This window comes from Azospirillum sp. A29 (genome assembly GCF_042604625.1).
Lineage (GTDB): Bacteria > Pseudomonadota > Alphaproteobacteria > Azospirillales > Azospirillaceae > Azospirillum > Azospirillum palustre.
The window spans coordinates 1,100,514-1,112,394 of record NZ_CP170466.1; the positions used below are offsets into that span (position 1 = coordinate 1,100,514).

An 11,881-nucleotide genomic window follows, 5' to 3' on the forward strand; every position below is an offset into this window, starting at 1 on the left:
CCTGTTCTTCAGCCCCGCTCGCCGGGCGAAACGGCGACGCAGTGATGACCGTGCTTGGTCAGGACGGCGCAGGCCTTGCGGGCATCCTTCTCGTCCAATCCGGTCAGGCGGGCACGGTAGACGGTTTCCTTGCCGGTCTTGGCCTCGACCACGCTGGCTTTGGCGGTGCGCAGTAGGAAAGGGGCCTGCTTGACGGCCTGCGACACCGCCTTGTTGCCCGCCGCCTTGCTGGAGAAGGCGCCGACCTGGACGCCCCAATGCGAGGGGCTGCCGCCGCGGGTGGACTTCTCCTCACGGGCCGGCGCGGCGGGGATCGCCGCCGGAACTGCCGCGGTCTGCAGCGAGGCGCGGACCGGCTTGGCCTTGACCTCGACCTCCTCGTCGTCATCGTCCCCTTCGCCGTCAACGGCGTCGGACCGGGTGGTGTCGAGGCTCGCCATCACCGGCGCATCGTCACGGCCCCGGTTGGGCCGGCCGAAGGCCTGATCGAGCAGCGTCGCCATCCTGTTGTCGCGTGACACCGCAGACTTGCCGCCCAGCACGACACCGACCAGACGCCGCCCGTCCCGCACCGCCGAGGCGGCGAGGTTGAAGCCGGACGCCACGGTGTAGCCGGTCTTGATGCCGTCCATGCCCTCGTAGCGGGACATCAGGTGGTTGTGGTTGGCCAGGGTGCGGCCGCCGTAGACGAAGTTGCGGCGGCTGAAATAGGGGTAATATTTCGCGTGGTCGCGCATCAGCGCGCGCGACAGGAAGGAATAGTCGCGGGCCGTCGTCACCTGCTCCATGTTCGGCAGGCCGGAGGCGTTGCGGTAGACGGTGTGGCGCATGCCCAGTTCGCGGGCCTTGCGAGTCATCATCTCGGCGAAGCGCGACTCGGTGCCGCCCAGCGCCTCCGCCAGCACCACGGCGGCGTCGTTGGCCGACTTGGTGACGAGGCCGAGGATAGCCGTCTCCACCTTCAGCGTCTGGCCGGCGCGCAGGCCGAGCTTGGTCGGCGTCATGCTCTCCGCCCAGGACGAAACCGGCAACTGCTGGTCGAGGGTCAGCCGACCGTCCTCCAGCGCGTCGAAGGTCAAATAGAGCGTCATCATCTTGGTCAGCGACGCCGGATGGGTGATCGCGTCGGCGGCCTGGTCGATCAGCACCTGCCCGGTGCGGGCATCGACCACAATGGCGGCGGCCTTGGCCGCCAGTGCCTCGGCGGCGGACAGGCCGGATCCGGCGGCAACCATGCCCAGCAGCGCGGCCGCCGCGAGCAGATGGCGCCCCATACCCGCCGAACTCCGCCCGCCGGCCGTATCCGCCGCGCGAAAGGCGAACGGAAACAATCCGTTACGAACGGTGTTGCGCGTTACACTCATGATGGCCCCGCCAACCGCTAGATCTTGGTGCTTGGTTCAATGGTAAATTCGTGCGAAATCAGTGTCTAGCATGAATTCGTTAATTTACTGCTTTGGCTTTTCGCAGTTTCTGTGGCCAAAATCGCGGGTCCTGCATGTAGAGGGTAAGGAACGGCGGGGACGGCACGGCGGAAGGGGTGCGGCACGGCGCGAACGGAAGGGGCAAACGGATTACCGGCGCCCTCCGGCAGGCCAAAGCCCACCGGTGTCCGGAGATCGGGTCTTGCCGCCACGTCCTTCGTTCTCCACCTACCAGGGGCCGCCGACGCGAGGCAAGCGACAATGAGCCGTGGTCATCAAAGAACCGTTCCGGTCGCCTTTTTTTCCCGCGGGGGTGACCGTCGGGCCATGGTCCGCGCAACCGCCAGAATGGCGGGGGGGGCCGCCCTGGCGGCCGCGCTGCTCACGCTCGCCGGTTGCAGCTCCGTAGGGCTGACCGACAACCCGGTGGCGCGCAAGCTGACCTGGTTCAGCTATCTCAACGGCGACGACCTGCGGTCCCGCTGCGGCAAGGACAGTGCCGACCGCTACCGGCTGATCTTCAACGCCGACTACAACCGGCATGTCCGCACCTACGACATCGTCGGCGACCCGGACCGCGGCGGCGCGGCGGTCGAAGCCCACGTGATTGAGGCGACCGACCTCACCCGCCTGACGCTGGCCGATCCGTTCTCCGCCGCACGCGGCAACACGGCGACCCTGCAACTGAGCGCCGCGCAGTTCGACAGCTTCGTCGGCCGCCTGCGCGAGGACGGGGTCTTCGACCCGCCGCCCCAGGGGTTGCGGTTGCCGTCCAACGGCTTTTACTGGCTGATCAACGGCTGCCGGGCCGGGCAATGGTTCTTCACCGCCTACCCCTACCCGTCCAGCCGCTTCACCGACGCCCGGTTTCCGGAGATGCTGCGCAGCATCGACCCGACCGGCATCGCCTATCCCGGTCTGCCGGCTCCCGACGAGGCTCCGCGCACCCTGCCCTCCTCCGGCCAGCTGGCTGACGGCGGCGTGTTCTTCGAGGTGCAGATCGGGCGCGACGGGCTGGTCGGCCCGACCGCCCCCTTCGGGGCGCTGCTGCTGAGCGCCCTTCCGGGGAAATGAGCCAAAGCAACGATGGCGGTCACAAGCGACCGCAGGGCGGTGGCGGTCACGGGTGACCGCCGGGTTTCAGACGGTCTCTTCGGCCGGCTGGCGCGGACGCATGTCTTCCGGGACCAGCGTCTCGACCCAGGGGCCGTCCGGCATGCGCCGGGCCAGTTCGGTCAGGTTGCGGTTCCACCACTGGCGCTGTTCGGCGAGGTCGTCATAGTCGTAGTTCGACTGGCGCCAGCTGCGCGATTCGGCATGGTAGGACACCATGTCGATGGGGAAGCCGACATCGTTGCTGGAGAAGCGCGTGCTGTCGAAGGACAGGTAGGCCAGCTTCAGCGCCGTCTGCATGTCGGTGCCGTAGGTCAGCGCGCGGTCCAGGATCGGCTTGCCGTAGGCGGTGGCACCGATCGACAGATAGGGGGTTCGCTCGTCCACCTCGATCCAGTTGCCCTCCGGATAGACCAGGAACATGTATGGTTCGCGGTCTTCGGCCAGCTGGCCGCCGATGATGGCGTGCAGGTTGAAGTGCAGCTTCGACGCCTCCAGCGACTCCCTGTCCTCCGCGGCGACTTGCCGCAGGCAGGCGGTGAAGGCCGAAACCGCGTCCAGCATCGTCGAATAGGACTCGCCCCGGCGCTTCTGCATGTCGCGGCGCAGATAAGCCAGCGTCTTGTCGCGCACGCTGCGCAGGCCGGAATTCATGATGAAGAAGCGGTCGCCGCCGCTGCCCATCATCGTCACCTTTCGGGCCGAGGAGAGCTGCGATCCGCTGGTGATCCGGCCGTCCGACAGACCGATCAGGCCGTCGCGGGTCTTGATGCCAAGGCAATAGGTCATGATCGAAATGGTCCCGAAGATGCGGCCTGAAGAGCGGATGGTCCGGCACGCCGCGTCCAAGCGCCGCACCTGACCTATGGCCGAGGCGAATCCCGCCCGCGGCCAAGCTACACTTGTCCCAGCGCCGGTAAAGCCTTCGTTAAGGACATCTGCCATCAGGGCCGCTTTCAAGGACTTGCCGACGGTTCCGCGAAGCGGGCGCCGGCCGGCAACGGAAGGCGACGCGGTTGTCATCGGAGCTTCACGCCATGGGGGTATGGTGCGGCGCAAGGGAGTAAGCCGGATACCCGCCAAACGGACTGTTGACACCGCGCTGTGCTTAGCCCATAAAATTCTTATATTGCAGTGCAGCATTATCTGCGCCGTTCCGCGGCTTGCGGAATTGGCCGGTCAACGCCCGCACAACGTAAAAAATGCAACGCACACCGCTGCCGGCAGGCTCCTCGCCACGCTTTGCGGCGGACGGGTCTCCCAACCAAACGCCGGCATCAGCCAGGAAGGAACGCGCGCCATGAACCAGTTCACGCCGAAGTCGCTCGAAAACGTCGCCGCCCAGGCCAAGGAGCAGTATGAGGGCCTGGTGAAGGCCGGCCAGGAGCAGACGGTCAAGCAGTTCGAGCAGACCGCGACCGCCGCCAAGGAACAGTTCGAGAAGACTGCCACCCAGTTGCTGAAGAGCTACGAGGATCTGCAGGCCACCGGCAAGGCCAATGTCGAGGCGCTGATCGCCAGCACCACCATCGCCGCCAAGGGCGCCGAGGATCTGGGCCGCGAAGTCGTCGCCTACGGCCAGTCGGCTCTGGACAAGTCCATCACCACCGGCCGGGCCCTGCTGACCGCCCGGACCATCCAGGAAGTGGTGGAGTTGCAGAACGATTTCCTGAAGTCCAGCTTCGACTCGCTGGTGGCCGAGACCACCCGCCTTCAGGAACTGTCGACCAAGGTCACCAACGAGGCGCTGGCCCCGCTGAACGCCCGCGTCACCGCGACGGTCGAGACCTTCTCCAAGCCGATCGCCAAGCCGATCGCCGCCTGAGCGGCCCCATCGGATGGCATGTGACGGCCGGGGTTCAGCCATGTGCCCCGGCATCGCAAGACGGCCCGGCAACCTCCACGCGGTTGCCGGGCCGTCTTGCGTTCGGGCCTCCGACGCTCCTGCAGGATTTTCGCGCGAAAGTTTTTTGTGCAGCGCACAATACGGATTGACTCCGCCAGCAGGCTTCCTTATCTTCAGGTTATGTTGCAGTGCAGCATATCTCGGGCGCCCGCTCTGCCGGGGCCCGAGGGTTTCAACCCACTCCGCAATCGGCCGCCGCATCGCCGGGGCCGCGCGGTTGACCCCTTATAGAGAGCGCGAGGAGCATAGCCATGTCCGACCAGATCGCCGCCGTCACCAAGTCCGTCGAAGACGCCATCTCTACTGCCAAGCAGAACCTGGAAGGCCTGGTGAAGGCCCAGCAGGAGCAGATCGAAAAGGCCTCCGCCAAGGTGCTGAAGAGCTATGACGAGCTGACCGTTCTCACCAAGGAGAATGTCGATGCGCTCGTGAAGTCCGGCACCATCGTCGCCAAGGGCGCGGAAGAGGCCGGCAAGCAGGTCGCCGCCTTCACCCAGTCCTCGCTGGAGAAGAGCGTGTCGAACGCCAAGGCCCTGCTGGCGGTGAAGACGATCCAGGAACTGGTCGAGCTGCAGAAGGCCTATACCAAGGCCAGCCTCGACGCATTCGTGTCGGAAAGCACCAAGCTGCAGGAACTGACCGTCAAGGTCGCCAACGAGGCGCTGGCCCCGCTGAACGCCCGCGTCAACGCCACGGTCGAGGTTCTGTCGAAGAAGCCGGTCGCCGCCTGACCGGTCCGACTCCCCTGCTTTCTTGACCGGTGGGCAGCCAATGCCCACCTGAAGGACCGCATCGCAGCGGCCCGGTATCCCGCCCTGGGATGCCGGGCCGCTTTGCGTTTCCGGCCGCCCTCTTCCACCAACGGTCGGAAGGCCCCTTGATCGGGGTAGGGTTTTCCGCCGATTGCGGCCATTTCCGAAGCGGTGTCTCCTATTACGGAGTAGCGGAAGGGCCTGCGGTCCAAAGGAGGGTCTGCCAAATGGAGGTCAGCTGAAAACGGCCCCTTCCCACCGCGCCCGAAATGACCATATCATTCCCAGTGAAAGTGCATCGCGATGACATTCGACTGGGACCATGGCCGACTCTGACAAGCAGGGCAACGACGGCACTAACAGCGGCGTGGTCGTCAAGGCCAAGCCAAAGACCAAGAAGCCGTCGATGTACAAGGTGTTGATGCTGAACGACGATTACACTCCCATGGAGTTCGTCGTTCTCGTTCTCGAACGCTTCTTCAGCAAATCGCGGGAGGAAGCGACACAGATCATGCTGCATGTGCACCGGCGGGGTGTGGGGTTGTGCGGCGTGTTCACCTACGAGGTGGCGGAGACGAAAGTCACGCAGGTGATGGACTTTGCGCGCCAGAACCAGCACCCGCTGCAATGCACGTTAGAAAAGGATTAGACCCACACATGCTGTCGCGTAACCTGGAACAGACGCTGCACCGAGCCCTGGCCCACGCGAACGAGCGCAGGCATGAATACGCGACGCTCGAACATCTGCTTCTCGCGTTGACCGAAGACTCCGATGCTACCGCCGTCTTGCGCGCTTGCGGGATCGATCTCGACCGACTGCGCGCGGAACTGTCGGATTACCTCGACAATGAGCTGGCGAACCTTATCACGAACAGGCCCGATGATGCCAAGCCGACGGCTGGCTTCCAGCGGGTTCTGCAGCGTGCGGCCATCCACGTCCAGTCGTCGGGACGTGAGGAGGTGACGGGAGCAAATGTGCTCGTTGCCTTGTTCTCTGAACGCGAGAGCCACGCGGTTTACTTCCTGCAGGAGCAGGAGATGACCAGGTTCGATGCGGTCAACTACATCTCTCACGGAATCGCGAAGGCTCCGGGCCGCTCGGAAACAAAGCGTGTCTCGGGCGCTGACGACGAGGCGGCGGCGGAGAAGGTCGTGAAAAAAGGCAGCGAAGCGCTAGAGGCGTATTGTGTCAACCTGAACAAGAAGGCGTCCGGCGGGAAGATCGATCCGCTGATCGGCCGGGAGCAGGAGGTCGAACGGACCATCCAGATCCTGTGCCGGCGGTCGAAGAACAACCCGCTCTACGTCGGCGACCCCGGTGTCGGCAAGACCGCCATCGCCGAAGGCCTCGCCCGCCGCATCGTGCAGCAGGAAGTGCCTGAGGTGCTGCGCAACGCCACCATCTTCGCGCTCGACATGGGCTCGCTGCTGGCCGGCACGCGCTACCGCGGCGATTTCGAGGAGCGGCTGAAGGCCGTCGTGTCGGAACTCGAGGCGACGGAGGGGGCGATCCTCTTCATCGACGAGATCCACACGGTGATCGGCGCCGGCGCCACCTCGGGCGGTGCGATGGATGCCTCGAACCTGCTGAAGCCGGCGCTGGCCTCCGGCTCGCTGCGCTGCATCGGTTCGACCACCTACAAGGAATACCGCAGCTACTTCGAGAAGGACCGGGCGCTGGTCCGCCGCTTCCAGAAGATTGACGTCAACGAGCCGTCGGTCGAGGATGCGATCAAGATCCTCCAGGGCCTGAAGCCCTACTACGAGAAGCACCACAAGGTCACCTACACCAACGACGCCATCCGCGTCGCGGTGGAGCTGTCGGCCAAGTACATCGGCGACCGCAAGCTGCCCGACAAGGCCATCGACATCATTGACGAGGTCGGTGCGGCGCAGATGCTGCTGCCGGAGAACAAGCGCCGCAAGAAGATCGGCGTGAAGGACGTGGAGGCGGTGGTCGCCAAGATCGCCCGCATCCCGCCGAAGTCCGTCAGCCGCGACGACAAGGAAACGCTGCTGAACCTTGAGCGCGACCTGAAGACCATGGTCTTCGGCCAGAACAAGGCGATCGACGCGCTGGTCTCCGCGATCAAGCTGGCCCGTGCCGGCCTGCGCGAGCCGGAGAAGCCCATCGGCAACTACCTGTTCACCGGCCCGACCGGTGTCGGCAAGACCGAGGTGGCCCGCCAGCTCGCCATGACGCTGGGCATCGAGCTGACCCGCTTCGACATGTCCGAATACATGGAGCGGCACACGGTGTCGCGCCTGATCGGCGCCCCTCCGGGCTATGTCGGCTTCGACCAGGGCGGCATGCTGACCGACGCCATCGACCAGCACCCGCACTGCGTCCTGCTGCTGGACGAGATCGAGAAGGCCCATCCGGATCTGTTCAACATCCTGTTGCAGATCATGGACCACGGCAAGCTGACCGATCACAACGGCAAGATCGTCGATTTCCGCAACGTCATCCTGATCATGACCTCGAACGCCGGGGCCGCCGACATGGCCAAGCCCGCCATCGGCTTCGAGCGTGACCGCCGGGTCGGCGAGGACATCGAAGCGGTCGAGAAGATGTTTACGCCGGAGTTCCGCAACCGTCTCGACGCGATCATCCCGTTCGCGCCGCTGACGCAGGAGGTCATCAACCGCGTCGTCGACAAGTTCATCATGCAGATGGAAGCGCAGCTGGAAGACCGCGGCGTGTCCATCGAGCTGAACGAAGAGGCGCGCGAGTGGCTGGGCAAGAAGGGCTACGACCCGCTCTATGGCGCCCGCCCGCTCGGCCGCGTGATCCAGGAGTACATCAAGAAGCCGCTGGCGGAAGAGCTGCTGTTCGGCAAGCTCAGCAAGGGCGGTCTGGTCAAGGTCACCGTCAAGGACGACAAGCCGGCCTTCGACTACACCGAAGGCAACCGGCCGAAGCGCACCTCCGGCGACGATGACGAGGAGATGGTGTCGGAGATGGTCGAGTAGGTTCGGCCTGTCGGCCCACCGACCCGTTCCGCATCGTAAAAAAGGGGACCGTCCGCGGTCCCCTTTTTCGTTGTGCGGCCAATGGGTGCGGCCGACGGATGCGCTCTTTTGCGTCGGGTCGTCACCGCGCGATACTTTTGCGCAAGGCCCGGACTGCGGTATGGTCGCGCCATGACCGAATCCGCCGCCACGCCGCCCGCCGTCGATCAATCCGGCCTTGTCCAGTCCGCAGATGCGCAGGCGCCGCTGATGCCGGCGCCCGATGCGCTGCGCATCGCGTTTTCCTGCGCCGACACGGACGAGGCGCGGGCTGCCCGCACCCGGCTGGTCCACCGCTACGGCAATGCCTTGGCGGACGAAGCCGATGTCATCGTGGCGCTGGGCGGCGACGGCTTCCTGCTGGAAACCCTGCACCGGGCGCTGACCCGCAACCGGGAACGGCCGACTCCGGTCTATGGCATGAACCGCGGTTCGGTCGGCTTCCTGCTGAACGCCTACCGCGAGGAGGATCTGGCGGAGCGGATCGTGGCATCCCAGCATGTCCGCCTGCATCCGCTGCGCATGGTGGCGACACGGGTGAATGGTGAGCGGGTCGAGGCGCTCGGCATCAACGAGGTTTCCCTTCTGCGCGAAACGCGGCAGGCGGCCAAGCTGCGCATCACCATCGACAAGGTGACCCGGCTGCCGGAGCTGATCTGCGACGGCGCGCTGGTGGCGACGCCGGCCGGCAGCACCGCCTACAACCTGTCGGCCCACGGCCCCATCGTGCCGCTGAATGCCGGCGTACTGGCCCTGACCCCGATCAGCGCCTTCCGCCCGCGGCGCTGGCGCGGCGCGCTGCTGCCGCACACCGCCAAGATCACCTTCGACGTGCTGGAGGAAGGCAAGCGCCCGGTCAGCGCCGTCGCCGACTTCACCGAGGTGCGCGAGGTCCTGCGGGTCGAGGTCCAGGAATGCCGCGAGGTTGGCCTGACCCTGCTGTTCGACCCGGAACTGAACTTCGAAGAGCGCATCCTGAAGGAACAGTTCGCGCCGTAAGGCTTGCGTCCCTCCTTCACGCCCGCCGCGCGACCCACACCGCGGTCAGGTCGTCGCGCAGCGGCAGTCTGGTGCGGGCATAGAAGCTGTCCATCATCGGCCGCAGCGGGTGCTGGCGGTCGCGGGCCAGCGCGTCGCGGACGAAATCGGGCACGGCGCCCTGCCCCAGCGGGGCATGCTCGTCGCTGCCGCATTCGATCAGGGCATCGCTGTACAGGAACAGGAAGCCGCCGCGCGGCAGGCGGTGGCTCTGGTCGACATACTGCGCCCGGCGCGAGGCGCCGAGCACCAGTCCGGCCGAATCGAGCAGGCGGATGTCGGGCCCGTTTCCCTTCGCGCCGGCCGGCGTCCCCAGCACCGGGTTGGGCGAACCCGCCGCGGCGAAGGTCAGCGTGTCGATGGCGAGGTCGAGGATGCCGAAGAAGGCGGTGGCGAACTGCCCCGTCGGCAGCACGTCCTTCAACGCGCCGTTCAGCTGGGTCAGCCATTGCGACGGCGCCATATGCTGCATCGGAAAACGGTCGATCAGCGTGTGCAGGCGGAAGGTGTTGATCGCCGCGGTGATGCCGTGCCCGGCGAAATCGATCATCAGCAGCCCCAGCCGGCGGTCGCCCAGCGGATAGAGGCCCCAGAAATCGCCGCCCAGCTCCGACGAGGTCTCGAAATGGGCATCCAGCGTCAGGCCGTAGCGGTCCGCCACCTCGGCAAGCTTGCGGTTCTCCGGCAGAAGCGAGGTCTGCATGGCGCGGGCATGCGACAGCTCGCGCTGGACCCGTTCGCGGAAGGCGGCGAGATCGTTGAACAGCTTGCGCTTTTCCAGCTGATGGCGGACACGCGCCACGCATTCGCCGGGCTTGATCGGCTTGGAGATGAAGTCGCTGCCGCCGGCCTCGAAACAGCGCACCTGCTCCTCGTCGCTGTCCAGCGCGGTCTGGAACAGCACGGGAAGCTGCTCGTGCGTCGCGTTGCGGCGCAGCGCCTCGCACATCTCCCAGCCGTTCATCACCGGCATGTCGACGTCCAGCAGGACGAGGTCGGGGCGGAAGCGGTCGACCGCCGCCAGCCCTTCCCGGCCGTTCTCGGCGAAGGCGATCTCGGCGATGCCGGCGCGGCGGATCACCAGGGCGAGCGATTTGCGGTTGAATTCATTGTCGTCGACGATCAGGACGCGGCAGTCCGACAGCGACAGGGCGGGCGCGGCCATGGACGCTCCGTCAGCGGTCGAACTGCAGGACGGTGCAGCGCCCGCCGTCGGTCACCGTCACCCGCGAGGCCAGCGTCCGCATGAAGACGAAGCCGCGGCCCGACCGCGCCTTGTTGCCGGTGGTCGCCGGGGCCAACGCGGTGTCGAAGCCGCCACCCTGGTCCACCACCGCGATGGCGATGCAGCGCCCGTTCCAGCGGCAGAAGATGTCCAGCCGCCGCCGCGTCACGGCGGGATCGCCCAGCCGGTCGCGCATCATCTCGCTGAACCGGCGATAGCCGCCCGGTTCCCCCTTCACCGCGCTGGACAGGCCCAGATTGCCGTGGACGATGGCGTTGGCGACAGCCTCGTGCAGGCAAAGCTCCACATTGGACCGGCGCTGCGGATCCAGAACGTCGCGCCGCACCAACTCGTCGCAGACCAGCACCGGGCATTGCAGGCCATAGGCGGTGCCGGTGGTCAGCGACAGGTAGAATCCGGGAAGCCCGGGATCTTCCGCCGCCGGCGCCCCCGACCAGTCGTCGAGCGGGGCCGCCGCCTCGTCGGCGCCCTCCCCCAGCTCGACCGTCAGAAAGGGGCTCCGGTCGAAGGCGGCGCGCAGACGGTCACGGTCGGCCCGCTCCATCAAAAGCGTTTCCACCGCCCGGTCCGGCAGCCCCCGCCCGGTTGCCACGGCATCGTCCCCCTGGACCTGTACCGTCCCGGCAAAGCGCGACGCGACGCGGGCGGCTATGTCGGCGGGCACCCGGTCGCGCAACAGGCTGAAGCCGCGGAGTGCCGCTTCGGCCGGGCAGTCGTGATGAGCGGCATCCATGCGGCAAACTCCCCTGGGGCAAGGACCGGCGGGTCAGGGCTCGGCAAGCCAGGACTCGGCAGGTTAGAATTCGATGGTGATGATCTCGCCCAGCCGCGCCAGTTCGATCGACCGCTTCACGTCACCCAGGGGATGGCGAACGATCATCTTGATGTTGCGGCTCTCGGTCTCCTCCTGGAGGATCAGCAACATCCCGAGCCCGGCGGAGTCGATGAAGTCCAGCTTCGACATGTCGATGACGAAGCGCCGCGCACGGGACTGCTCGACCAGTTCGACGATGTCCCTGAGCCGGTCATGGTCGGTGAACTCGAGGCGGCCCGTCAGCCATACCTCCGTCGCATCGGCTGTATTGGTCGTCTTGAAATCCATAGATCCTCTCAAGATCCTCTCACCCGGTCCGCAACCATACAAATGCGCGCGAAACCAAGGCCATCCACCTATGCACAGTAGTGCAAGCACTTGCCCGGCCTCAAGTACCGATACCGCAATCGGAGAGCCACTCTCCCCTGGCGCGACATTTTTCCTCCGCTTCCCGCTCCTGGCACTCAACCCGCATGGACGGGCGGCGGACGACGGGGTAGAACGTCCCCGGGGAGGCGCGCGCTCCGCGTGCCACACCGCCGCCAGCCGCGCTATGACGAACCTCCGGAACGAAGG

Annotated in this window: 11 protein-coding genes; 6 read left to right on the plus strand and 5 right to left on the minus strand. The window is 66.1% G+C overall.

What is annotated here, in order from left to right:
* Positions 1–8: 8 nt before the first annotated feature.
* A complete protein-coding gene (locus ABNQ38_RS20020) occupies positions 9–1,274 on the minus strand; it encodes a D-alanyl-D-alanine carboxypeptidase (RefSeq protein ID WP_377809893.1) in 1,266 nt (421 codons plus the stop codon).
* 477 nt (positions 1,275–1,751) lie between these two features.
* Between ABNQ38_RS20020 and ABNQ38_RS20025 the strand changes: the two genes are divergently transcribed.
* The gene (locus ABNQ38_RS20025; protein ID WP_377809894.1) at positions 1,752–2,498 is read left to right on the plus strand and encodes a hypothetical protein; all 747 of its coding nucleotides are present in this window, start codon (positions 1,752–1,754) and stop codon (positions 2,496–2,498) included.
* A gap of 66 nt (positions 2,499–2,564) precedes the next feature.
* Here the strand turns inward: ABNQ38_RS20025 and ABNQ38_RS20030 are convergent, their stop codons facing one another.
* Complete coding sequence (locus tag ABNQ38_RS20030) at positions 2,565–3,326, minus strand: peptidase (RefSeq protein WP_109051258.1); 762 nt, start codon at positions 3,324–3,326, stop codon at positions 2,565–2,567.
* Between the two features lie 511 nt (positions 3,327–3,837).
* Here ABNQ38_RS20030 and ABNQ38_RS20035 point away from each other — a divergent pair.
* The 5 genes from ABNQ38_RS20035 (at position 3,838) to ABNQ38_RS20055 (ending at position 9,206) form a co-directional block, all read left to right on the plus strand.
* Positions 3,838–4,362, plus strand: coding sequence for a phasin family protein (locus tag ABNQ38_RS20035; protein ID WP_377809895.1), 525 nt, complete (start codon positions 3,838–3,840; stop codon positions 4,360–4,362).
* Between the two features lie 332 nt (positions 4,363–4,694).
* Positions 4,695–5,174, plus strand: coding sequence for a phasin family protein (locus ABNQ38_RS20040; RefSeq protein WP_377809896.1), 480 nt, complete (start codon positions 4,695–4,697; stop codon positions 5,172–5,174).
* Between the two features lie 343 nt (positions 5,175–5,517).
* On the plus strand, positions 5,518–5,844 hold the full coding sequence (gene clpS, locus ABNQ38_RS20045; RefSeq protein WP_014246998.1) for an ATP-dependent Clp protease adapter ClpS: 327 nt from the start codon (positions 5,518–5,520) through the stop codon (positions 5,842–5,844).
* An 8-nt stretch (positions 5,845–5,852) separates the two neighbouring features.
* Positions 5,853–8,168 carry an ATP-dependent Clp protease ATP-binding subunit ClpA gene (gene clpA, locus ABNQ38_RS20050; protein WP_109051261.1) on the plus strand — a complete coding sequence of 772 codons (2,316 nt, stop codon included), beginning with the start codon at positions 5,853–5,855 and terminating at the stop codon, positions 8,166–8,168.
* A gap of 171 nt (positions 8,169–8,339) precedes the next feature.
* Positions 8,340–9,206, plus strand: a complete 867-nt coding sequence (locus tag ABNQ38_RS20055) for an NAD kinase (protein WP_377809897.1) — start codon at positions 8,340–8,342, stop codon at positions 9,204–9,206.
* A 16-nt stretch (positions 9,207–9,222) separates the two neighbouring features.
* On the opposite strand, the gene ABNQ38_RS20060 is transcribed toward ABNQ38_RS20055, so the two are convergent.
* From ABNQ38_RS20060 to ABNQ38_RS20070, 3 genes are all read right to left on the minus strand, one after another.
* Complete coding sequence (locus ABNQ38_RS20060) at positions 9,223–10,410, minus strand: PP2C family protein-serine/threonine phosphatase (protein ID WP_377809898.1); 1,188 nt, start codon at positions 10,408–10,410, stop codon at positions 9,223–9,225.
* A 10-nt stretch (positions 10,411–10,420) separates the two neighbouring features.
* Positions 10,421–11,224, minus strand: a complete 804-nt coding sequence (locus tag ABNQ38_RS20065; protein ID WP_377809899.1) for an ATP-binding protein — start codon at positions 11,222–11,224, stop codon at positions 10,421–10,423.
* 63 nt (positions 11,225–11,287) lie between these two features.
* The gene (locus ABNQ38_RS20070; protein WP_377809900.1) at positions 11,288–11,593 is read right to left on the minus strand and encodes an STAS domain-containing protein; all 306 of its coding nucleotides are present in this window, start codon (positions 11,591–11,593) and stop codon (positions 11,288–11,290) included.
* Positions 11,594–11,881: the final 288 nt, after the last annotated feature.

Excerpts from the sequence above, each read along its gene's own strand:
- ABNQ38_RS20040 (WP_377809896.1), top strand. The coding sequence starts at position 4,695 with ATGTCCGACCAGATCGCCGCCGTCACCAAGTCCGTCGAAGACGCCATC.
- clpA (WP_109051261.1), top strand. The coding sequence starts at position 5,853 with ATGCTGTCGCGTAACCTGGAACAGACGCTGCACCGAGCCCTGGCCCAC.
- ABNQ38_RS20065 (WP_377809899.1), bottom strand. The coding sequence starts at position 11,224 with ATGGATGCCGCTCATCACGACTGCCCGGCCGAAGCGGCACTCCGCGGC.
- ABNQ38_RS20070 (WP_377809900.1), bottom strand. The coding sequence starts at position 11,593 with ATGGATTTCAAGACGACCAATACAGCCGATGCGACGGAGGTATGGCTG.
- clpS (WP_014246998.1), top strand. The coding sequence starts at position 5,518 with ATGGCCGACTCTGACAAGCAGGGCAACGACGGCACTAACAGCGGCGTG.
- ABNQ38_RS20025 (WP_377809894.1), top strand. The coding sequence starts at position 1,752 with ATGGTCCGCGCAACCGCCAGAATGGCGGGGGGGGCCGCCCTGGCGGCC.
- ABNQ38_RS20035 (WP_377809895.1), top strand. The coding sequence starts at position 3,838 with ATGAACCAGTTCACGCCGAAGTCGCTCGAAAACGTCGCCGCCCAGGCC.
- ABNQ38_RS20030 (WP_109051258.1), bottom strand. The coding sequence starts at position 3,326 with ATGACCTATTGCCTTGGCATCAAGACCCGCGACGGCCTGATCGGTCTG.
- ABNQ38_RS20055 (WP_377809897.1), top strand. The coding sequence starts at position 8,340 with ATGACCGAATCCGCCGCCACGCCGCCCGCCGTCGATCAATCCGGCCTT.
- ABNQ38_RS20060 (WP_377809898.1), bottom strand. The coding sequence starts at position 10,410 with ATGGCCGCGCCCGCCCTGTCGCTGTCGGACTGCCGCGTCCTGATCGTC.
- ABNQ38_RS20020 (WP_377809893.1), bottom strand. The coding sequence starts at position 1,274 with ATGGGGCGCCATCTGCTCGCGGCGGCCGCGCTGCTGGGCATGGTTGCC.